This window comes from Kitasatospora sp. NPDC057965, from assembly GCF_042887135.1.
Taxonomy (GTDB): domain Bacteria; phylum Actinomycetota; class Actinomycetes; order Streptomycetales; family Streptomycetaceae; genus Kitasatospora.
Window position 1 is genome coordinate 63,575 of record NZ_JBHVPZ010000002.1, and the last position, 18,981, is coordinate 82,555.

Annotated in this window: 19 protein-coding genes; 11 read left to right on the plus strand and 8 right to left on the minus strand. The window is 76.0% G+C overall.

Annotation, left to right across the window (positions count from 1 at the left end):
* The first annotated feature begins 63 nt into the window (after positions 1 to 63).
* On the plus strand, positions 64 to 357 hold the full coding sequence (locus tag ACFVVU_RS02180; RefSeq protein ID WP_355367586.1) for a hypothetical protein: 294 nt from the start codon (positions 64 to 66) through the stop codon (positions 355 to 357).
* Here ACFVVU_RS02180 and ACFVVU_RS02185 read toward each other — a convergent pair.
* Positions 342 to 974, minus strand: a complete 633-nt coding sequence (locus tag ACFVVU_RS02185) for an AAA family ATPase (protein ID WP_387787841.1) — start codon at positions 972 to 974, stop codon at positions 342 to 344. The genes ACFVVU_RS02180 and ACFVVU_RS02185 overlap by 16 nt on opposite strands.
* A gap of 32 nt (positions 975 to 1,006) precedes the next feature.
* The gene (locus ACFVVU_RS02190; protein ID WP_387787844.1) at positions 1,007 to 1,558 is read right to left on the minus strand and encodes a MarR family winged helix-turn-helix transcriptional regulator; all 552 of its coding nucleotides are present in this window, start codon (positions 1,556 to 1,558) and stop codon (positions 1,007 to 1,009) included.
* Between the two features lie 48 nt (positions 1,559 to 1,606).
* Between ACFVVU_RS02190 and ACFVVU_RS02195 the strand changes: the two genes are divergently transcribed.
* The 3 genes from ACFVVU_RS02195 to ACFVVU_RS02205 all read left to right on the plus strand — a co-directional run bounded on the left by ACFVVU_RS02195 (position 1,607) and on the right by ACFVVU_RS02205 (position 6,265).
* Complete coding sequence (locus ACFVVU_RS02195; protein WP_387787847.1) at positions 1,607 to 2,542, plus strand: EamA family transporter; 936 nt, start codon at positions 1,607 to 1,609, stop codon at positions 2,540 to 2,542.
* 357 nt (positions 2,543 to 2,899) lie between these two features.
* Positions 2,900 to 4,987, plus strand: coding sequence for an elongation factor G (gene fusA, locus ACFVVU_RS02200; protein ID WP_387787850.1), 2,088 nt, complete (start codon positions 2,900 to 2,902; stop codon positions 4,985 to 4,987).
* 264 nt (positions 4,988 to 5,251) lie between these two features.
* Positions 5,252 to 6,265 (plus strand): DUF4073 domain-containing protein, encoded by a 1,014-nt coding sequence (locus ACFVVU_RS02205; RefSeq protein ID WP_387787853.1) that lies wholly within the window; start codon positions 5,252 to 5,254, stop codon positions 6,263 to 6,265.
* 40 nt (positions 6,266 to 6,305) lie between these two features.
* On the opposite strand, the gene ACFVVU_RS02210 is transcribed toward ACFVVU_RS02205, so the two are convergent.
* Positions 6,306 to 7,205, minus strand: a complete 900-nt coding sequence (locus tag ACFVVU_RS02210) for an NAD-dependent epimerase/dehydratase family protein (protein ID WP_387787855.1) — start codon at positions 7,203 to 7,205, stop codon at positions 6,306 to 6,308.
* A 200-nt stretch (positions 7,206 to 7,405) separates the two neighbouring features.
* Between ACFVVU_RS02210 and ACFVVU_RS02215 the strand changes: the two genes are divergently transcribed.
* From ACFVVU_RS02215 to ACFVVU_RS02225, 3 genes are all read left to right on the plus strand, one after another.
* On the plus strand, positions 7,406 to 8,272 hold the full coding sequence (locus ACFVVU_RS02215) for a helix-turn-helix transcriptional regulator (RefSeq protein ID WP_380684560.1): 867 nt from the start codon (positions 7,406 to 7,408) through the stop codon (positions 8,270 to 8,272).
* Positions 8,273 to 8,662: 390 nt separating this feature from the next.
* Positions 8,663 to 9,562: a neutral zinc metallopeptidase gene (locus tag ACFVVU_RS02220; protein ID WP_387787859.1), complete on the plus strand. Its 900-nt coding sequence runs from the start codon at positions 8,663 to 8,665 to the stop codon at positions 9,560 to 9,562.
* Positions 9,563 to 9,701: 139 nt separating this feature from the next.
* On the plus strand, positions 9,702 to 10,067 hold the full coding sequence (locus ACFVVU_RS02225; protein WP_387787862.1) for a hypothetical protein: 366 nt from the start codon (positions 9,702 to 9,704) through the stop codon (positions 10,065 to 10,067).
* 116 nt (positions 10,068 to 10,183) lie between these two features.
* Here the strand turns inward: ACFVVU_RS02225 and ACFVVU_RS02230 are convergent, their stop codons facing one another.
* The 4 genes from ACFVVU_RS02230 to ACFVVU_RS02245 form a co-directional block, all read right to left on the minus strand.
* Entirely contained in the window at positions 10,184 to 10,375 is a 192-nt protein-coding gene (locus tag ACFVVU_RS02230) for a hypothetical protein (RefSeq protein WP_387787864.1), read from the minus strand.
* A gap of 157 nt (positions 10,376 to 10,532) precedes the next feature.
* Complete coding sequence (locus ACFVVU_RS02235; protein ID WP_387787867.1) at positions 10,533 to 12,155, minus strand: alpha/beta hydrolase; 1,623 nt, start codon at positions 12,153 to 12,155, stop codon at positions 10,533 to 10,535.
* Between the two features lie 121 nt (positions 12,156 to 12,276).
* Positions 12,277 to 12,915 (minus strand): NAD(P)-dependent oxidoreductase, encoded by a 639-nt coding sequence (locus tag ACFVVU_RS02240; protein WP_387787869.1) that lies wholly within the window; start codon positions 12,913 to 12,915, stop codon positions 12,277 to 12,279.
* 44 nt (positions 12,916 to 12,959) lie between these two features.
* Positions 12,960 to 13,886 carry an EamA family transporter gene (locus tag ACFVVU_RS02245; protein WP_387787872.1) on the minus strand — a complete coding sequence of 309 codons (927 nt, stop codon included), beginning with the start codon at positions 13,884 to 13,886 and terminating at the stop codon, positions 12,960 to 12,962.
* 99 nt (positions 13,887 to 13,985) lie between these two features.
* Between ACFVVU_RS02245 and ACFVVU_RS02250 the strand changes: the two genes are divergently transcribed.
* Positions 13,986 to 14,492: a MarR family winged helix-turn-helix transcriptional regulator gene (locus tag ACFVVU_RS02250; RefSeq protein ID WP_380685201.1), complete on the plus strand. Its 507-nt coding sequence runs from the start codon at positions 13,986 to 13,988 to the stop codon at positions 14,490 to 14,492.
* A 7-nt stretch (positions 14,493 to 14,499) separates the two neighbouring features.
* On the opposite strand, the gene ACFVVU_RS02255 is transcribed toward ACFVVU_RS02250, so the two are convergent.
* A complete protein-coding gene (locus ACFVVU_RS02255) occupies positions 14,500 to 15,375 on the minus strand; it encodes a methyltransferase domain-containing protein (protein ID WP_387787875.1) in 876 nt (291 codons plus the stop codon).
* Here ACFVVU_RS02255 and ACFVVU_RS02260 point away from each other — a divergent pair.
* From ACFVVU_RS02260 to ACFVVU_RS02270, 3 genes are all read left to right on the plus strand, one after another.
* Positions 15,374 to 16,939, plus strand: coding sequence for a PLP-dependent aminotransferase family protein (locus ACFVVU_RS02260; protein ID WP_387787879.1), 1,566 nt, complete (start codon positions 15,374 to 15,376; stop codon positions 16,937 to 16,939). The two genes, ACFVVU_RS02255 and ACFVVU_RS02260, sit on opposite strands and share 2 nt — an antisense overlap.
* A gap of 145 nt (positions 16,940 to 17,084) precedes the next feature.
* Entirely contained in the window at positions 17,085 to 18,302 is a 1,218-nt protein-coding gene (locus ACFVVU_RS02265; RefSeq protein WP_387787882.1) for a glycoside hydrolase family 3 N-terminal domain-containing protein, read from the plus strand.
* Positions 18,303 to 18,411: 109 nt separating this feature from the next.
* On the plus strand, positions 18,412 to 18,981 hold the full coding sequence (locus tag ACFVVU_RS02270) for a GNAT family N-acetyltransferase (protein ID WP_380685209.1): 570 nt from the start codon (positions 18,412 to 18,414) through the stop codon (positions 18,979 to 18,981).

The following is an 18,981-nucleotide window of genomic DNA, read 5'->3' on the forward strand; positions in this document are numbered from 1 at the left end:
GGGGCGCACAGTGGAGCGCGCACCACCCCGTCCTCGTCAACGAGCCCCATCGGAGGGGAAGTCATGAGCATCCGTACCGCGGCCGCGGCCGTCGCAGCCACCGCCGCCCTCGCCGTCCCGGTCCTCGCCGCCGTCCCGGCCACGGCCGCGCCCGCCCGGGTGGCGACCTGTTCGACGTACAGCAACTACGTCAGCTACGGCGTGGCCTGCGACGGCACCCGCAGCTACTACGCCTGGGCCGTCTGTGCCAACAACCAGGTGGTGTACGGGGCCACCCGCTCGGGCGGGGTCTGGTCCTACGCCTACTGCAGCAACGTCGGTTCGACCTTCCGCAGCGGTGGTTACACGCTGATCTGACCGCCGGGGGAGTCGCCCGCGGCGGCCAGGGCGCGGTCCACGCGGTCGGCGAGCGTCGACCACGGGCGGCAGTCGACCACCGGGAGCGCGTGCCGGCGGGCCTCGGCGGCGAGCCGGTGCGAGTACCGGGCGCTGACCTCGGCGCGGTCCGCCTGCACGCCGCTCCCCGGTTCGCGGGCCGCGTAGTTGGCGGTGATCCGGGCGGCGTCGCCCTCGTGCAGGAACAGCGCCCGGACGTCCCGCCCCGCCGCCCGGCCCAGCGCGAGCGCGCGGGCGCAGCCGGCCGGGGTGAGGTAGTCGCCCTCGACGACGGCGGGGACCGGGACGGTCAGCCGGTTGCGCACCACCCCGAGCAGGGCCGGCTCCAGCGCCTCGGCGGTGGCGATCTGGAGGTCCAGCACCCGCTCGGGCGTCAGCTCCTCGACCGCGCCGCCCTCGCCGAAGTGGTGCAGGGCGGGGTGCTGTTCGGGGGTGGTGAGCTCCTGGACGGCGGCGACCACGTCGTCGAACTCGACGACGAAGGCGCCCGTGCCGGCCGCGATGCGGGCGGCGGCCAGGCTCTTGCCGACGCCGGAGGCGCCGCCGAGCAGGAGGAGGTCCCAGGTCCGGTTCGTCACCCCGCGACGCTATCGTGCGGGATCCGGTCGGATCATCCGGATTTCCCCGTCGGGCCCTCGCTGTGGTCGAGCCGCCGCTGCCACGTCGTCAGCAGGCCCTCCAGTGCGGCCGCCTCCTCGGGGGTGAGCAGGTCGAGCAGGCGGTGCTCATTGCGCATGTGGGCGGTGAACGCCTCGTCGATCAGCCGGCGGCCCGCCTCGGTGAGGGCGACCACGCGGCCGCGCCCGTCCGCCTCGCTGCGCCGGCGGGTGACCAGGCCCGCCCGCTCCAGCCGGTCGATCCGCTTGCTCATCGCGCCGGTGGTGACCATGGTGCGGGCGGCCAGTTCCCCGGGTGCCCGCTCGAACGGCGCGCCCGCCCGGCGCAGCGCGGCCAGCACGTCGAACTCGCCCTCGCCCAGCCCGTAGCGGCCGTAGACCAGGCAGAGCTCGTCGGTGAGCCGGCCGGCCAGCCGGTGCAGCCGTCCGATCACCGCCTGCGGGGAGACGTCGAGGTCGGGCCGCTCACGGCCCCAGTCGGCCTGGATGAGGGCGACGTGGTCGGGGGCCGGATCCGTCGGGTGGCTGTCTCGGCTGTGCTCCATGTCCGGCATCCTAGCCCGATGACTTCCCGGGAAGTTATATTGTCTTCCATGGAAGCAAGTTTTCGGTGGGTGTTGCTGACCGCCGTCGCGCCGGTGGCCTGGGGCGCCAACTACTACGTCACCCGCGAGTTCCTCCCGGCCGACCGCCCGCTGTGGGGCGCCGCGCTGCGGGCCCTGCCGGCCGGACTGCTCCTGTTGGCGCTGCGCCCGCGTCTGCCGCGCGGGGCCTGGTGGTGGCGGTCGGCACTGCTCGGGCTGCTCAACACCGCGGGCTTCTTCGTCCTCCTCTACATCGCCTCGCAGTCGCTGGCCACCAGCGTCGCCTCCACGGTGATGGCGGCCTCACCGCTGGCGATGCTGCTGCTGGCCTGGGCCCTGACCGCCGCCCGTCCCTCCCGGGCCCATCTGCTCGGCGCGCTGGTCGGCCTGGGCGGGGTCGGGCTGATGCTGCTGACCCGGGCCGAACCGGTCTCCCAGGCGGGCCTGGCCGCCTCGGCGGCGGCGATGCTCGTCTCCTCGTTCGGCTACGTGCTGGCCGGCCGCTGGCGCGACGGCCCGGACGTGCTCGCCACCACCGCCTGGCAGCTGGTGGCCGGCGGGCTGGTCCTGCTGCCGCCGGCCGCGGTGGTCGAGGGCGCGCCCGCGGTGCCCACCGGGCGGGAGCTGCTCGCCTTCGGCTACGTGGCGGTGGTGGCGACCGGGCTGGCCTTCACGGTCTGGTTCGCCGGCCTGCGCCGGCTGTCGCCCGGGACGGTCGGGCTGGTGGGACTGCTCAACCCGCTGACCGGCGTCCTGCTCGGCACGGCGGTGGCGGGCGAGGCGCTCGGCCCGCTCCAGTACGCCGGGCTGCTGCTGGTCCTGGCCGGGGTCGCCCTCGGGACCGTCTTCGGAGCCCCGCCCGCCGGGCGACGCCGGGCGGCCGGGGACGGCCCCGGCCCGGGTCGGGGCGCTGTCCGGACGAAGGCGCTCGGACGGCGCGGATGACCTCCCCTTCCGTCGCCGCCGGTTGACGGCCGGTCGGAGGGAAAACCGGGTGACCCGGGGCGGGCCGGTTCCTACACTCGACACCCAGAGGCGCGCCGCCCGGGATTCCGGCGGCGGCGCGCGCCGTGACGAGTCGAGGGAGGACCGGTCGTGCGCCACCGCACCGCTGCCGTCGTCCCCTCGTCCCGGTTCGAGGTGATCCTGGTGTCCTCGTGCTTCCGGTGCCCGCTGCGCGGCCGGCACCGGGGGCGTGCGACGACCTTCTGACCCGGGCGCGGGAACACCCTCCGCCGGTCGCCGTCGCCGCCGCAATCGCGCTGCCCTTCTCCTCCCGAGAGCTTCGAAAGGCACCGGGCCATGCGCACCGACGTCACCACCACCATCGCCGCCGTCCGCAACCTGGGCATCCTCGCCCATGTGGACGCGGGCAAGACCACGGTCACCGAGCGGATCCTCTTCCTGACCGGCGAGACCCACCGGCGCGGCGAGGTCCACGACGGCACCACCGTCACCGACTGCCACCCGCAGGAACGCGAGCGGGGCATCACGATCTCCGCGGCGGCCGTCGCCTGCGTCTGGGACGGCCACCGGATCAACCTCATCGACACCCCCGGCCACGTCGACTTCGCCGACGAGGTCGAGCGCTCGCTGCGGGTGCTGGACGGGGCGGTCGCGGTGTTCGACGCCGTCGCGGGTGTGGAACCGCAGAGCGAGAGCGTCTGGCGCCAGGCCGACCGGCACGGCGTGCCACGGATCGCGTTCGTCAACAAGATGGACCGGGCCGGTGCCGACCTGGACGCTGCCGTCGCCTCCGTCCGGGAGCGGCTGCACCCCGCCCCGCTCGCGGTACAGCTGCCGATCGGACGGGAGGGCGGCTTCACCGGTGTGGTCGACCTGCTGACGATGCGTGCCCTGACCTGGGACGACGGCCCCGACCGGGACGGCTTCCGGGAGGGGACGGTGCCCGACGGGCTGAGGGCCGAGGCCGAGCGGCGGCGCCGGCTGCTGGACGAGGCGGTGGCCGGGCTCCATCCGGCCGCGCTGGAGGAGTACGTCGAGCACTCGGCGCTCTCCGGCGCGACCCTGGCCGCGGCGCTGCGGGACCTCACCCGCAGCGGCGAGGCCGTGGTGGTGCTGTGCGGCTCGGCCTACCGCAACCGCGGGATCGAGCCCCTGCTGGACGCCGTCACGGCCTACCTGCCGTCACCGCTGGACGTCCCGGCGGTGCGCGGCGCCGCGGTCGGCACGGCGGACGGCACGGCGGACGGTGTGGAGGTGGAACGATCCGCCGATCCCGGCGGGCCGCTCACCGCGCTGGTGTTCAAGGTGAACGTCACCGCCACCGGCCGGCTCACCTACCTGCGGCTGTACGCGGGCACGCTGCGCAAGGGGGACACCGTGCTGGACGCCGGCGCCGGTCGCACCGAACGGATCGCCCGGATCCTGCGGGTGCAGGCCGACAACCACACCGAGACGGACACGGCCGTGGCCGGGGACATCGTCGCGGTGATCGGCGTCAAGGCGGCGCGCGCCGGCGCGACGCTCTGCGCGCCCGGCGCACCGGTGGTCCTGGAGCCGGCCGTCGCGGCGGTGCCGGTGGTGACGGTGGCCGTCGAGGCGCGGCGCACGGTCGACACCGACCGGCTGGCCGTCGCGCTCGCCCGGCTCGCCGAGGAGGACCCGTCGCTGGTCGTCCGCACCGACCCGGAGACCGGGCAGCGGGTGCTGTCCGGGCTGGGCGAACTGCACCTGGAGGTGGCGGTGGAGCGGATCCGCCGGCTCGGACTGGAGGTGGCCGTCGGCCGCCCGGAGGTCGCCCACCGGGAGACCGTGGAACGCGGGGTCACCGGGCATGTCCACCGGCACGTCAAACAGGACGGCGGCGCCGGCCAGTTCGCCCACGTGGTGCTCGACGTGGCGCCGCTGGACGGCCCGGCCGGGCAGCAGGAAGGGGGATTCGTGTTCGCGTCCACCGTCACCGGCGGGCGGGTGCCGAAGGAGTACGTCCAAGCGGTCGAGGCGGGCTGCCGGGACGCGCTCGCGGAGGGCCCGCTGGGCGGCCACCCGGTCACCGGCCTGCGGGTCGTGCTGACCGACGGGGCCACCCACCCGAAGGACTCCTCGGAGCTCGCCTTCCGCACCGCCGGCCGGCTGGCGCTGCGCGAGGCCCTGCGGGCCTGCCGGACGGTGCTGCTGGAACCGGTCGCCGAGGTGACGGTGACCGTGCCGCAGGAGTCGGTGGGCGGGGTCCTCGGTGACCTCGCCGCCCGCCGGGGCCGCGTCCAGGGCTCGTCCCCGCGCGGCGGGACGGCGGTGGTGACGGCCGTGGTGCCGCTCGCCGAGCTGTTCGGCTACGCGACCGCCCTGCGCAGCCGCACCCAGGGCCGGGGCACCTTCACCACCCGGCCGGCCGGGTACGCCCCGGCACCGGCCGCCGTCCGGTAGGGCGGGTGCTGGCCGGCGCCGGGCCGTCGGGACCACCTCGGTGGCCCGGTGGCCCGGCGCCGTCTCCCGCGGGTTCCCCCGCCGTACCCGCGGGTGTAACTGACGCGGGCTCGGGCGCGAGGGCCTCGACCAGGTGTCAGTGCGTGTTCACCTGACCGCCCACTTGGTTGCCCACTTGGTCGCGTATTCATAACGGGTCTGGTCCAAAGTGCGCGGAGGTGACGTCTCCCCCCGGCCCCGCGCGACAGTCGAGAGGAAGAGACCATGGAACGCAGATCCCTGCTCGGTGCGACCGCCGGAGCGCTGGTGCTCGGAGGTCTCGCCCAGGCGCCCGCCCACGCGGCTCCCGCCGACGGCGGCGAGGGGCTCGTGACCACGTTCAACGTCATCAGCGACATCCAGGGCGACCTCGGCGACTTCGCCCAGGCCCTCAAGGACATCAGGGCCACCAACCCGCGTTCCTCGGGCCTGGCCGTCGCCGGGGACATCACGCCGCGCGGCTACGACTTCGAGTACGCCGACGTCCAGAAGGTGCTGGACCAGGGCCCGAAGCCCCGTGAGGTCGCCTGGGCCATCGGCAACCACGAGTTCTACGTCCCCAAGTGGTCCGACCCGAACACGCTCGCGCAGAGCACCTGGCCCAACGGGACCACCGAGGACTCCCTCTTCCGCAGCTTCTACCGGTTCGCCAAGCGTTCGGCCGTCTACGCGGAGACGACGTTCGGCGGCATCCCGGTCCTGACCCTGGGCACCGAGCGCTACATGCACTTCCACGACAAGTCCCTGTGGGACGAGGTGTGGATCAGCGAGGCGCAGTTCCAGTGGCTGGAGGACCGCCTGCGGTACTGGGAGAAGCGCCGCAAGCCGGTCATGGTCATCACCCACCACCCGCTGCCCAACACCGTCTCCGGGACCCGGAGCAAGATCTACCTGAGCGACTACCTCCAGCCCGACCGCCTCCTCGGCCTCCTCGGGCGCTACCGCGACGTGTTCCTCTTCAGCGGCCACACCCACTGGGACCTGACCCTCTCCGACTGGTACGTGCGCCGCGTCGTGCCCGGCACCGCCAATCTCGACGGTTTCTCGGTGATCAACACCGGCGCCGTGCAGACCGGCTTCGCCGACAACGGGCAGGGCGGCGAGGTCACCGTCCCCGGCCACTTCAACCAGGGGCTCCAGGTGGACGTGCACCGCGACCGCGTCGTCGTCAGGGCACGCGACTTCGCGACCGGCAGTTGGATGAAGCAGATCACGGTGCCGCTGTCCACCCGGATCTGACCCGACCCCGGACGGGCCGGCGGGCGCGCTGTGGCGGCTGCTACAGCGCGCCCGCGTCGCGGGCCGTCCACACCGACGGGTACAGCGGGCGCCAGTTCAGCTCCCGGCGGATCGCGGCGGTCGAGACCTGGCCCTCCCACGGGTCGCCGGCGCCGAACGTCGCGGGCCCGGCGCCGCCCTCCGGGGTGGTCCAGGACGCCGGGTCGGTCCAGGCCGCCGGGTGCGGCGCGTCGTTGATCCCGTGCAGGTCCCAGGCGGTCACCGGGGCGTCGTCCGCCACGTTGTAACTGCGCCCCGCCACCCCCGGGGTCACCGCCGCGCTCCACAACGCCCGCGCCACATCGGCGTGGTGGACCACGGGCAGGCGCTGGTGCGAGGGCCAGCGGCCGGCCCAGTGCAGCGCGTCCGCGAGGTGCGGGTCGCCCTCGCCGTACACGAACGCGGGACGGACCACGACCAGCGGCAGCCGGTCGCCGAGCGCGCGCAGCCCCTCCTCCGCCGCGGCCTTGGAGGCGGCGTAGGAACCCCAGGCCGCGTCCGGGGCCAGCGGGTCGTCCTCCACGGCCGGGCGGCCCGGCGTGCGCCCGTACACCAGATTGGTGCTGGTGTGCACGAACCGCCGGACCCCGGCCGCGGCCGCGTCCCGCCCGAGGGCGACGGTCGCGTCCCGGTTCACCGCGAAGGCCTCCTCGTCCGACACCCCGCGCAGCGCGGCGGCCACGTGCACCACCACGTCCACGCCCTCCAGCGCCCGCGCCCGGTCGGCCGGCTCCCGCACGTCCCCGACCACCGCCCGCAGCCCCGCCGCGCCGGCCGCCCGCGCCTGCGCGTCCTGCCGCACCAGCACCCGGACCGCGCCCGGCCCGGCCCACTGCGCCAGCCGGGGCACGAACCGGCGGCCGACCTGGCCGGTGGAACCCGTCACCAGAAACGTCGTCATCACTGCCTCACTCCCTGAAGGTGGCCGTTCCCCGGCCCGCTCCTCGGCCCGCGCAACGGCGGGGGCGGCGCCCGTCCGTCCGGCACCGTCCTCCCGGACACCACGATGGCGGGGCGCCGACGACGGTGGGAGAGACCTCCTCAACCAGGGATCGGCGATCCCTGGTTGAGCGGCTCGCGCGGGCGGAGAATACGAGGGTGATCGACCGACCGGCCCTCGCCGACTTCCTGACCCGCCGTCGCGCCGGACTCGCCCCCGCCGACGTCGGCCTGCCGCCCGGCGCGCGCCGCCGCACTCCCGGCCTGCGCCGCGAGGAGGTGGCGCAGCTCGCCGGACTCTCGGTGGACTACTACGCGCGCCTGGAGCAGGGACGCGGCCCGCAGCCCTCGCCGCAACTGGTCGCGGCCCTCGCCCGGGCCCTGCGGCTGACCGAGGACGAGCGGGACCACCTGTGCCACCTGGCCGGCCACCGGCCGCCGCGCCGGCACAGCCCGCTCACCCACGTCCGGCCCGGTCTGCTGCTGATCCTGGACCGTCTGCACGACACCCCGGCCCAGGTGGTGTCGGACGTGGGCGACGTCCTCGCCCAGAACCCGATGGCCGCCGCCCTGTTCGGCGACGTCTCGCAGCAGGGCCCGGAGCAGCGCAATGTGGTCCTGCGCTGGTTCACCGACCCCGCCGCCCGCGCGCTGTTCCCCGCCGAGCAGCACGAGGAGGTGGCCCGCGCACACGTCGCCCACCTGCGCGCCGCCCACGCGGCCCGGCCCGGGGACGCGCACCTGGACGGGCTGGTGGCACGCCTGCTCGCCACCGGCGGGGAGTTCGCCGCCCACTGGGCCCGGCACGACGTCGCCGTGCGGCGCAGCGGCCGCAAGACGGTGCTGCACCCGGTGGTCGGGCGGCTCGACCTCGACTGCGAGGTGCTGGCCGCCGCGGGCCAGGACCAGCTGCTGCTCGTCCACACCGCGCCGCCCGGCAGCACGACCGCCGAGCGCCTCGAACTGCTCCGGGTGGTCGGGTGCCAGCAGCTCGACCCCGGGCCGGCCGAGGGCGCGGGTGTGTCATGAGCCGCCGCCCCCGTTCCTCCGGAGCCGGGGCCCCGCAGCCCGTCGTTGCGCCCCGGAGGTCTGGACGGCGCGCCCCGAGCTCGCCGCCCGGCTCGCCGCCGCCCTCCGCGGGGTGGCGGCCGGCCCGGCGCCGGACCTCCCGGAGGAGGTGCGACGCCGGGCCGAGGTGTTCCTGACGGCCGGGCGCGCGGCTGCGGACGCTCCGTCCCCCGGCAGCGGGTGACGGCCTCGCCACGGCGGGTCACCGGCCGTTCCGTTGCCCCGGGGAACCGGTTCTGACCTGCGCGTCCGTTTTCGGCGGCGGCCCGCGGAGCGGCTACCGTGGCCGGGCGGCCGGGCCCGGCCGCCCGGCGCCGCGGGCGCCGTCGGCACCACAAGGGACGGACCGGAATGCAGTTCGACGACCAGGGCGACCTCGACACCTCGCAGGTGGACGACCGGCGCGGCATCCCCGGCGGGAAGATCGCCATCGGCGGTGGCGCGGTCGGTCTGGTCGCCGTGCTGATCGCGGTGCTCTTCGGCGTCGACCCGAGCATCCTCGGGCTCTCCGACGGCGGCGGATCGAGCGCCGGGTCCGGCCGGACCACCACCGCGGGGGAGGTGCAGCAGGCCTGCAGGACGGGTGCCGACGCCAACCGCCGTCAGGACTGCCGGATCGTCGCCGTCACCAACAGCCTCCAGGACTACTGGGGCGGCCAGCTGCCCAAGTCCGGCGTCGCCTACCGGCCCGCCGAGACGGTCCTGTTCACCGGCCGGGTCTCCACCGCCTGCGGCGCGGCGAGCTCGGCGGTCGGCCCGTTCTACTGCTCCGGCGACCGGCGCGCCTACTTCGACCTCGGCTTCTTCGACGAGCTGTCCACCCGCTTCGGCGCGCGCGGCGGCCCGTTCGCCGAGGCCTACGTCGTCGCCCACGAGTACGGCCACCACATCCAGAACCTGACCGGCACGATGCAGAAGGTCGGCCAGGACCGGCAGGGCCGGGACAGCGCCTCGGTCAAACTGGAGCTCCAGGCCGACTGTTACGCCGGCGTCTGGGCCCACCACGCCACCACCACCCCGCAGGCCTCCACCGGCCGGCCGCTGATCAGTACCCTCACCGACCAGGACATCGCCCAGGGCCTGGACGCCGCGGCGGCCGTCGGCGACGACCGGATCCAGAAGCAGGCCACCGGCCGGATCGACCCCGACACCTGGACCCACGGCTCCTCCGACCAGCGCAAGACCTGGTTCACCACCGGCTACCGCAGCGGCGACCCGGCCCGCTGCGACACCTTCGCGGCGCAGCGCTGACCCCTCCGCTCGCCGGCCGCGCCCGGCCCGCCCGCCCCGGCACCCTGTCATCCGTCAGGGACCGGGGCGGGCGGCTGCTCCCTACGCTGCTGAGCACCGGCCGGACAACGGGCCGACCAGCACCTGAGGGAGAACCACCATGCGCAAGATCCTGCACGCCGCCGCCGCGCTCGCCCTCGCGGCCGTTGCCGCCACCACGGCGGGGGCCTCCGGCGCCCGGGCCGCCGACGGCTCCTGGGACGGCTGCCCGTACGGGGCGGTCTGTATCTACCCGCAGGACTCCGACACCAGCAGGCCGCCGACCGACGTCTTCTGGAGCTACGGAGCCCACAACCTCCGCAACCAGATCGGCCGGCACTGGGTGCTCAACAACCAGTCCGGCGGGGCGCACGCCCACCTGTGCACCGGCTCCAACGGCACCGCCTGCGGCGAGGACCTCGCCGCCGAGACGGGCGTCTACGCCGATCTGACGCCGATCAACTCCCTCACGCTCGACCGTCCCTGACCGGCCGAGGGCCGCCCGGTCCTCGGCCGACGCCGTCCGCGGCGGGTCCTTCGGGGGGAGGATCCGCCGCGGACGGCCGTGTCCGGGGCGCCTTCAGGCCCTGGGCGCGGCCGTGATCAGGAGTACCACCGGTGCTCGACCTGCTTCTGGAGGCCCAGGGTGAACAGGTCGATCCGGTCGGCGTCCCAGGACACGGCGCCCACTGTGGTCGGCGCGGCCGGTGCCGAGACGGCGGCCGGTGCGAGTGCGGCCGCGCCCAGCAGGGTGAGTCCGACGGCGAGCCGTGCGGAGAGCGGACGGTGTGACATCTCCCGGGTCCCCCTCGGACGATGGTCAAATCGACTGCGCATCAGATCAGTTGACGCTGCACGGGCAAGCCGTCAGGGGGCGGCCACCGCCGTCCGGGGGATCGCGAAGGGCGTGCGCCGGCCGTGGCGGGAGAGCTCCCGCACCCCGGCGCGCGGCTCAGCCCGCCTCCGGCGAAGGGCAGCTGAGGTCGCCGGGCGGCAGCGCCCCGGTGAGCAGGTAGGACTCCACGGTGGAGCGCACGCACGGGTTGGGCCCGGGGTACTGGCCGTGGTCCCCGTTGCCGGTGACCGTCACCAGGCGCGAGCCGCGCAGCGCCCGGTGCGCGGACAGCGCGGCCTCGATGGGCGTCGCGGGGTCGTTCACCGAGTTGAGCATCAGGGTCGGCGGCAGGCCCGCGCCGGTGACCCGCACCGGGGGCGCCGTCGGTACCGGCCAGGTGGCGCAGACCGCGGCGAAGGCGAGCGTGCGGGCCCCGACCAGCGGCCAGCGCGCGGTGCTCTCGGCGCTCCGCTCCGCCCAGACGGACAGGTCGCGGGTCCACGGGGTGTCGTTGCAGGTGACGGCGAAGTACTCGGCGAGGAACTCCGGGTCGAGGTACTGCTCGAAGGCCTGGCGGGCGGCGGCGCGGGCGGCCGGCCCGGCGTTCGGCCAGTCGTCGAGCGCCGTCAGCGCGGTGGCCAGGAGGGGGAAGTTGTGCGCGCGGTAGACGACCTGGATGGCTCCGTTGTCGAACTGGTTGGGCCCGATGGTGAGCGGGCCGTCGACGACCGGCGCCTCGCGCAGGGCCGCCCGGCGCGCCTCCCAGCGGGCCTTCACCTCGGCGGCGGTCGTGCCGTAGTGGTAGGTGGCGTCCCGGGCGGCCAGCCAGGGCAGGAAGTCCTCCTCGAACCGGCGCTGGAAGCTCATCGGCAGCCGCTGCTGGAACCGCTCCCAGGTGCCGTCGAAGCCGGTGTTGCTGTCCAGCACCATCCGCTCGACCCGCTGCGGGAAGAGCGTCGCGTAGTACGCGCCGATCCTGGTGGCGTAGGAGGGGCCGTAGAAGCTGACCCGGCGTTCGCCCAGCAGAGCGCGCAGCAGGTCGAGGTCCCGGGCGGTCTGCTCGGTCGTCAGATAGGGGAGCAGGCCCTCGCTGCGCCGCTCGCAGTCGGCGGCGAACCCGCGTGAGGCGGCGATCACCCGGGCCCGGTCGGCCGGCGTGTCGTCGCGGAAGTCCCCGGCGAAGAACGCCTGGAACTCCTCGGGCGTCTGGCAGACGGCCCGGGTGCTCAGGCCGACGCCGCGCTGGTCGAAGCCCACGACGTCGTAGGCGGCGCCCAGCGCGGGCGCCTTGGTGACGAAGTCCGCCGGGCGCGCCAGGCCCTTGCCGCCGGGGCCGCCGGAGGCCGTCAGCAGGGTGCCGATCCGCCGGCCGGGCTCGCTCGCGCGGTGCCGCGAGACCGCGATGGTGAGGTCGGGGCCGTGCCCGGGGTGGTGCCAGTCCCGGGGCGCGGTCATGGTGGCGCACTCCAGCGTGGCCTTGTCCGCGCAGGGCTGCCAGTCGAGTCGCTGGTGGGCGTAGCGCGCGGGGACGGGGGCCGGGGCCGGTCCGGTGGGAACCGCGACGGCGCCGGCCGTGCCCGCCGTCTGGGCCAGCGCGACGACGGCGAGCAGCGCCGCGGTGCGCCGGCCGAGGGCGGAGAGCCCGGGGTGGCGCATCCGGCCGGTCCGTGCGCTGGGTGCGCTGGCTGCGGTGGGTGCGGTGGGTGCGGCGGATGTGGTCCGTGTGCTCGGCGTGGTCATGGGTCGATCATGGCCGCCGGAACGGTCGTGGTCGATCCAGTAGGCCCCCGTCTTCTCCCGGGTGCCTGGACCACCCTTGACGGTAAGTCAGCTCCAGGTCGGTCCCCTCCCGGGGAACGCTTCAGTAGCCGACGGTGAAGCGGAGGCGGTGGTGGGCCGGGCGCTCGGCCTCGTCGAGGAGGGCGAGGGCGAAGTCCTCCATGGAGATGGCCGAGGTGCCGTCCGGGCCGACGAGGAGCTCGTCGCGGCCCAGCCGGTAGTGGCCGGTCCGCTCACCCGGTTCGAGCAGCGCGGCCGGGCTGAGGTAGGTCCAGTCGACCTCGGCGTCCGCGCGGCAGAGGGCGAGCTGCTCGCCGCAGGCGTCGGCGATCGGGCGCAGGGCGGCGGGGAAGTCCGGGGCGTCCACCAGGGCGACGCCGTTCCCGCCGGGCAGGGTGAGGCTGCCGGCGCCGCCGACGACCAGCAGCCGCACGCCCGTTCCGGCCAGGCCGGTCAGCAGGCCCTTGGTCGCGGTGGCGAGTTCGTCCTCGTGGCCAGGGGCCGGCCGGGTGGCCGCGACCAGCAGGTCCTGTCCGGCGGCGAGGCGGCGGACGTCGGCGGGGTCGCGGGCGTCGCCGGTGGCGGTCGCGACCGTCGGCGGGAGCCGGTGCGGGCCGGCGGGGTCGCGCAGCACGGCGGTGACCCGGTGGCCGCGGGCGGTGGCCTCGGCCACGACCCGGCTGCCGACGTTGCCGTTCGCGCCGAACACGGTGATGCGCATGGGGAGTTCTCCTCGGGGTCGGTCGGGAGGGAGGCGGGGGACGGTCAGACGGTCTGGCGGCCGCGGGTACCGGAGGCAGCCGCGGCCGGCGCCCCGGCGACGACCTTCGACGGGGCGCTCGGGCGCTGGGTCTGCGCGGCGACGAGCGAGCCGAGCACGATCAGCGCGCCGACGGCCTGGACGGGCGCGAGGTCCTGGCCGAGCACCAGCCAGCCGAGGGCGGTGGCGACCACGGGGCTGAGCAGGCCGAGGAAGGTGACCGAGGTGGGCGGCAGGGCGCGGATGCCGCGGAACCAGAGCGCGTACGCGACGGCCGCGCCGATCAGGCCGAGGTAGCCGTAGCCGAGCAGGTTGGCGCCGGTGAGGTGGGACGGCGGCGGTCCTTCGACCAGCAGCGCGACCGGAAGGAGCAGCAGGCCGCCCGCGGTGAGCTGCCAGCCGGTGGTGGCCAGCAGCGGGGCCGGCGAGGTCCAGCGCTTGGAGAGGACGACGCCGGTGGCCATCACCACCGCGCCGCCGAGGGCGGCCACGACGCCCAGCGCGTCCAGCTGGGCGTCGGCGCGCAGCACGAGCAGGCTGACCCCGGTCACGCCGGCGATGCCGGAGACGAGGGTGCGCGCGGAGAGGCGGTCGCCGAGGAGCGCGGCCGACAGGCCCGCGGCGATCAGCGGCTGGACGGCGCCGACGGTGGCGGCGACGCCGCCGGGCAGGCGGTAGGCGGCGACGAAGAGGAGGGCGAAGAAGGCGCCGATGTTCAGGGCCCCGAGGACGAGCGAGCGCCACCACCAGCTGCCCTTCGGCAGGCGGCGGGTGAGGGCGATCAGCAGCAGTCCGGCGGGCAGGGCGCGGAGCACTCCGGCGAGCAGCGGCCGCCCGGGCGGCAGCAGTTCGGTGGTGACGAGGTAGGTGGAGCCCCAGATGGCGGGCGCGAGGGCGGTCAGCAGCACGATGGCGAGTCGATTCCTTAGCACTAAGCCAATGTATCTCAGCGCTAAGGAATCTGGGTGGGGAGTGGGCGGATGGGCGCTGTGAGGTATCTCACCGCTAAGGCATCGTTTAGGGTGGAGGGCATGGCAGAGCGCGAAGATCATGTGGACCGGGTGGTCCGGCAGTGGGGCGCGGAGCGTCCCGACCTCGATGTCTCCCCGATGGAGGTGATCGGCCGCCTCAAGCGGCTGAGCCGCCTGGTCGACGCCGAGCTGAAGGAGACCTTCGCCCGGCACGACCTCGACGCCGCCTCCTTCGACGTGCTCGCCACCCTGCGGCGCAGCGGCCCGCCGTACCGGCTCACCCCGACCGGCCTGATGCAGTCCGCGATGGTCACCTCCGGGGCGATCAGCCAGCGCCTCGACCGGCTGGAGGCCCGCGGCCTGGTCACCCGGACCCCCAGCGGCTCCGACGGCCGCAGCCGCGAGGTCGCGCTCACCGACGAGGGGTACGCCCTGATGGACCGCGCCCTGCCCGACCACCTCGCCACCGAGCGCCGCGTCCTGGCCGGCCTGGACGAGGCGCGGACCGCCGCCTTCGTCGACGCCCTGCGGACGGTGCTCGCCACCCTCGGCGACGGCCCCGGGTGACCGCCGCTCAGGGGTTGACCGCGACCGCCTTGAAGAAGGTGTAGTGGAAGGTCCCGCCCGGCTCCGCCGCGCGGCGCAGCTCCGTGAGGCCCCGGTCGAACGCCTCCGCCGTGGTGAGCCCGGCCGCGACCGCCTCGGCCCGCACCGCCTCGACCATCGCCACGAAGGTGCGCCGGGTGAACCCCTCCACCAGCGTCGGCCGGGCACCGTCCGCGTACACCGTGCGCGGTCCCACCACGACGTCCCGGAACCCGGCGCCGGTGAGCAGCGGGTACAGCCGGCGCCCGATCAGGGCGTCCCCGCCGCCGTCCGCCTGGAGCCGGACCAGCTGGTCGACGACGCGCTGCGCCGCCTCGCCGCGCGGGTGGAAGAACGCCGAGCCGTGGTCGCCCTCGATCACGGTGACGGTGCCGCCGGGCCGTAGCAGCCGGCGCAGCGCGGCCAGCGCCGCCACCGGGTCGGCGAGGTGTTCCAGGACGAAGCAGACGAAGAGGTGGTCGAAGGAGCCGTCGGGGAAGGGCAGCCGGTGCAGATCGCCGTGGTGCCAGCGGACGTCCGCGCCGGGCAGCTGCTCGGCGACCCGGTCCCGGGCCCGCGCGAGCGAGTCCGCCGAGACGTCGGCGGCGGTCAGCAGCACGCCGGGGTTGGCGGTCAGCAGGTGCACCGTCTGCGCGCCGACGCCGCACCCGGCCTCCAGGACCCGGCTGCCCGCCGGGTAGGCGGTGCCGGCGTGCAGCAGGGCGGCCAGGGTGTCGGCCTGCTCGCCGAGGCGCCGGGCCTCGGTGGGGGAGTAGCCGTGCACGTAGCCAGTGTCGGGGGCGGCGTCGGCTTCGGCGGCCGGCTCGGGGCGGAGTGCGGCGGACTGCGGGGTGCTCGTGGTCATGCCTCCACCCTCCCGGCACAATGGACCGGTGCCCAGGTCCAATGAGCGGTCGCCCGACAGGTCCACAACGGCCGGTGCCGACTTCCTCCAGCTCGACCCCCGCGAGGCCCCGGCCGGCGGACTCGCCGACTGGCTGGCCCGCCGGCTGCGGCAGGCGATCGCCGACGGCCGGCTGCCGGCGGGCAGCCGCCTGCCCGCCACCCGCCTGCTCGCCGCCGACCTGCGGGTCTCCCGGGGCGTGGTCACCGACGCCTACCGCCGGCTCGCCGAGGAGGGCCGGATCGCCGGCCGGGGCAGGGGCGGCACCGTCGTGGTCGACCCGTTCCCCCGCCCCTCGGCGCCCCAGCCGCCTGCTGTCCCCGCCCCCACCCGCGTGCCCGCCTCCGCCGCCGCGTCCCCGCCCGGTTCGCCGTTCGACGGCCCGCTCGTCCCGGCCGGCTTCGACACCCTGCGCAACGCCCCCGCCCGGATCGACCTCTCGCCCGGAGCCCCGGACCTCGCCGCCTTCCCCCGCACCGCCTGGCTGCGCGCCGAACGCGCCGTCCTCCACGACCTCGCCGCCCGGGACTTCGGCTACGGCGACCCGCGCGGCACCCCCGCGCTGCGCCGCGCCGTCGCCGACTGGCTCGGCCGCAACCGCGGCATCCGCGCCGACCCCGAGGACGTCCTCGTCGTGGCCGGGGCCGCCCAGGCCCTCGCCCTGGCCGGCGAGGTGCTGCGCACGGTCGGCCTCGACGTCGTCGCCGCCGAGGACCCGGGCTCCCTCGGCACCCGGCAGCACCTCGGCCACCGGATCACCGCCACCCCGCCGGTCCCGGTCGACGCCGAGGGCATCCGGGTCGACGCGCTGCGCGCCACCGGCGCCCGCGCCGTCCTGCTCACCCCCGCCCACCAGTTCCCGACCGGCGTGGTGCTCGCCGGCGCTCGCCGGCGCGAGCTGCTCCGGTGGGCGGCCGAGGGCGGGCTCGTCATCGAGGACGACTACGACGCCGAACACCGCTACGACCGCCCGCCGGTGCCCGCGCTGCGCGGCGTCCTCCCCGAACAGGTCCTCTACCTCGGCAGCGTCTCCAAGCTCCTCGCCCCCGCGCTGCGCACCGGCTGGATGCTCGCCCCCGCCCGCTACCGGGACCTGCTGGTCGACGCCAAGCGGCTCAGCGACCTCGGCAACCCGGCACTGCCGCAACTCGTCCTCGCCCGCCTGATGGACTCCGGCGCGCTGGAACGCCACCTGCGGCTGCTGCGCCCGCGCCACCGGCGCCGCCGCGACGCGATGACCGCCGCCGTCGCCGCCCACCTGCCCGGCGCCGTCGTGCACGGCGCGGCGGCCGGGCTGCACCTCACGGTCACCTTCCCCGACGGTCCGGGCCGCACCGACACCGAGCTCGCCGCGGCGGCGCTGGCCCGTGGCGTCAAGGTGCAGCCGCTGTCCTGGCACGCCCGGCTGCCGCACCCGCCCGGGCTCGTCCTCGGCTACGCGGCCGTCGCGCCCGGCGAGATCGAGGAGGGCGTCGCCGTCCTCGGACGGCTGCTCCGGGAGGCGGGCCGCCCGCTCCCCGGGTGAGGCTGGTGACACCTTGCGCACCGCGCGGGGTGCCGACGGCGGGCGTGCGGCAGCCGCCCCGCCGTCGCGGCCCGGGTGCCCCGGGCGAACCCGGACGCGCGCCGCTCCCCGGACCGCCCGGACCCGAACGACCGAGGGAGGCCGGATGCCGATATCCCGCCGAACGATCCGTCTCGCCCTGCTCGCCCTGCTGCTCTCCGCCCTCGCCCCGTCCGCCTCGTCCACCCCGCTCTCCCCGCTCGCCCCGCCCGTCCGGGGTGCGGCGGCGGAGCCCACCGGCGAGGGGACCGGACCCGCGGCGACGGCTCCGACCCGCTCCACCCCTACGGAGAGGACCACCCCCGTGTCCACCACCGATGCGCTCCAGCTCGCCGGCCGGCGGGTGGTCTACTCGTACCCGGGGCCCACCCCGCCGCCGGAACTGCTGAGCACCGTCCGCGCGGGCCGCGCCGCCGGCGTCATCTTCTTCAAGGACAACATCCCCTCGCTGCCCCAGCTCCAGACGGCCGTCGGCCAGTTGCGGCAGGCCGCGGCCGAGGCCCCGTCCGCCGCGCCGCTGCTGCTGATGACCGACCAGGAGGGCGGCCGGATCCGTCGGCTGACGGGTGCCCCGGAGCTCTCCGCCAAGCAGACCGGCCTCGCCCCCGACCCGGCCGGCGCGGCCGCCGGCGCCGGGGCCGGAGCGGCCCGCACCCTGAGCGGGGCGGGCCTGAACGTCAACCTTGCGCCCGTGCTCGACGTCTTCGACGCGCCCGACAACTTCATCGACCACTTCGAGCGCTCGTACAGCCAGAAGCCGGACGTGGTCGCCGAGCTGGGTTCCGCCTTCCTCGCCGCGCAGCAGAGCCTGGGGGTGGCCGCGACGGCCAAGCACTTCCCCGGCCTCGGCGCGGCCCCGGCCGGCGCGAACACCGATGCCGAACCCGTCGTCCTCCCCGTCCCGCTCGCGGACCTGCGGGAGCGCGGCGAGGAGCCGTACCGCGCCGCCATCGCGGCCGGGGTCCGGCTGGTGATGGCCTCCTGGGCGGTCTATCCGGCCCTGGACGCCTACCGCCCGGCGGGCCTGTCGCGCACCGTCGTCCACGGTGAGCTGCGCGAGCGGCTCGGCTTCCGCGGGGTGACCATCACCGACGCCCTGGAGGCCGGCGCGCTCGCCTCCTTCGGTGACGCCGGCGAGCGGGCCGTCGCCGCCGCGGACGCCGGGATGGACCTGCTGCTCTGCTCCGGCCGCGAGGTCGGACAGGGCGACGCCGCGGTCGCGGCCCTCGCGGCCGCCCTCGACAGCGGCCGCCTCGACGAAGCCGGGTTCACCGAGGCCGTCCACCGCGTCGACGCCCTCCGCGCCTCGCTGACCGGCTCCTGACCGGCTCCTGACTGGTTCCTGACCGGCGGTCCGCGGCCTCCCGCGGTGCCCGTCCTCCCGGGGGCGCCCGACCTCCGGCGGCCCGCGCTCGCCTGCGATCATGCGTGCCATGGCAATGGACTGGAATCGCGCACAGGTGGTCCTCGAACCGGCCGGACCCGACCGCACGGCCGAGGTGCTGGAGGTCCTGGACGATGCGGCCGGATGGCTCGGCTCGCGCGGGATCGCACAGTGGCCCGCACGCTTCGAGGCCGCCCGGATCGCGGGAGCGCTCTCCCGCGGGGAGACCTGGCTGGCGGTCGTCGGCCCCGGGGACGAGCCTGCCGGTCGGGGCCGGGTGGCCGGGACGGTCACCCTGGACTGGGCGGACCCGCTGTGGGCGGACGCCGCCGGTGCGGCCGGCTACGTGCACCGCCTGGCCGTGCGCCGCTGGGCGGCCGGGCTCGGCGGGCACGTGCTCGACTGGGCCGCCGATGCCGCGCGGGCGCGCGGGGCGGGCTTCCTGCGGCTGGACTGCGTGGCGACGAACGCGCGGTTGCGCGCCTACTACGAGTCGCGCGGCTTCGCCCATCGCGGGGACGTGCAGGTGGCGGGCGCCCCGGGCGGACCCGCGGCCGAGCGGCCCGTCATCCGGCACAGCCGCTACGAGCTCGCCCTGGCCGGTGCCGCCACACGCTGA

Bases quoted from the DNA above. Each gene is read 5' to 3' on its own strand.
- ACFVVU_RS02180 (WP_355367586.1), top strand. From the start codon at position 64: ATGAGCATCCGTACCGCGGCCGCGGCCGTCGCAGCCACCGCCGCCCTC.
- ACFVVU_RS02250 (WP_380685201.1), top strand. From the start codon at position 13,986: ATGGCAGAGCGCGAAGATCATGTGGACCGGGTGGTCCGGCAGTGGGGC.
- ACFVVU_RS02270 (WP_380685209.1), top strand. From the start codon at position 18,412: ATGGCAATGGACTGGAATCGCGCACAGGTGGTCCTCGAACCGGCCGGA.
- ACFVVU_RS02190 (WP_387787844.1), bottom strand. From the start codon at position 1,558: ATGGAGCACAGCCGAGACAGCCACCCGACGGATCCGGCCCCCGACCAC.
- ACFVVU_RS02265 (WP_387787882.1), top strand. From the start codon at position 17,085: ATGCCGATATCCCGCCGAACGATCCGTCTCGCCCTGCTCGCCCTGCTG.
- ACFVVU_RS02260 (WP_387787879.1), top strand. From the start codon at position 15,374: ATGCCTCCACCCTCCCGGCACAATGGACCGGTGCCCAGGTCCAATGAG.
- ACFVVU_RS02225 (WP_387787862.1), top strand. From the start codon at position 9,702: ATGCGCAAGATCCTGCACGCCGCCGCCGCGCTCGCCCTCGCGGCCGTT.
- ACFVVU_RS02230 (WP_387787864.1), bottom strand. From the start codon at position 10,375: ATGTCACACCGTCCGCTCTCCGCACGGCTCGCCGTCGGACTCACCCTG.
- ACFVVU_RS02210 (WP_387787855.1), bottom strand. From the start codon at position 7,205: ATGACGACGTTTCTGGTGACGGGTTCCACCGGCCAGGTCGGCCGCCGG.
- ACFVVU_RS02205 (WP_387787853.1), top strand. From the start codon at position 5,252: ATGGAACGCAGATCCCTGCTCGGTGCGACCGCCGGAGCGCTGGTGCTC.
- ACFVVU_RS02195 (WP_387787847.1), top strand. From the start codon at position 1,607: ATGGAAGCAAGTTTTCGGTGGGTGTTGCTGACCGCCGTCGCGCCGGTG.
- ACFVVU_RS02220 (WP_387787859.1), top strand. From the start codon at position 8,663: ATGCAGTTCGACGACCAGGGCGACCTCGACACCTCGCAGGTGGACGAC.
- ACFVVU_RS02240 (WP_387787869.1), bottom strand. From the start codon at position 12,915: ATGCGCATCACCGTGTTCGGCGCGAACGGCAACGTCGGCAGCCGGGTC.
- fusA (WP_387787850.1), top strand. From the start codon at position 2,900: ATGCGCACCGACGTCACCACCACCATCGCCGCCGTCCGCAACCTGGGC.
- ACFVVU_RS02255 (WP_387787875.1), bottom strand. From the start codon at position 15,375: ATGACCACGAGCACCCCGCAGTCCGCCGCACTCCGCCCCGAGCCGGCC.
- ACFVVU_RS02235 (WP_387787867.1), bottom strand. From the start codon at position 12,155: ATGACCACGCCGAGCACACGGACCACATCCGCCGCACCCACCGCACCC.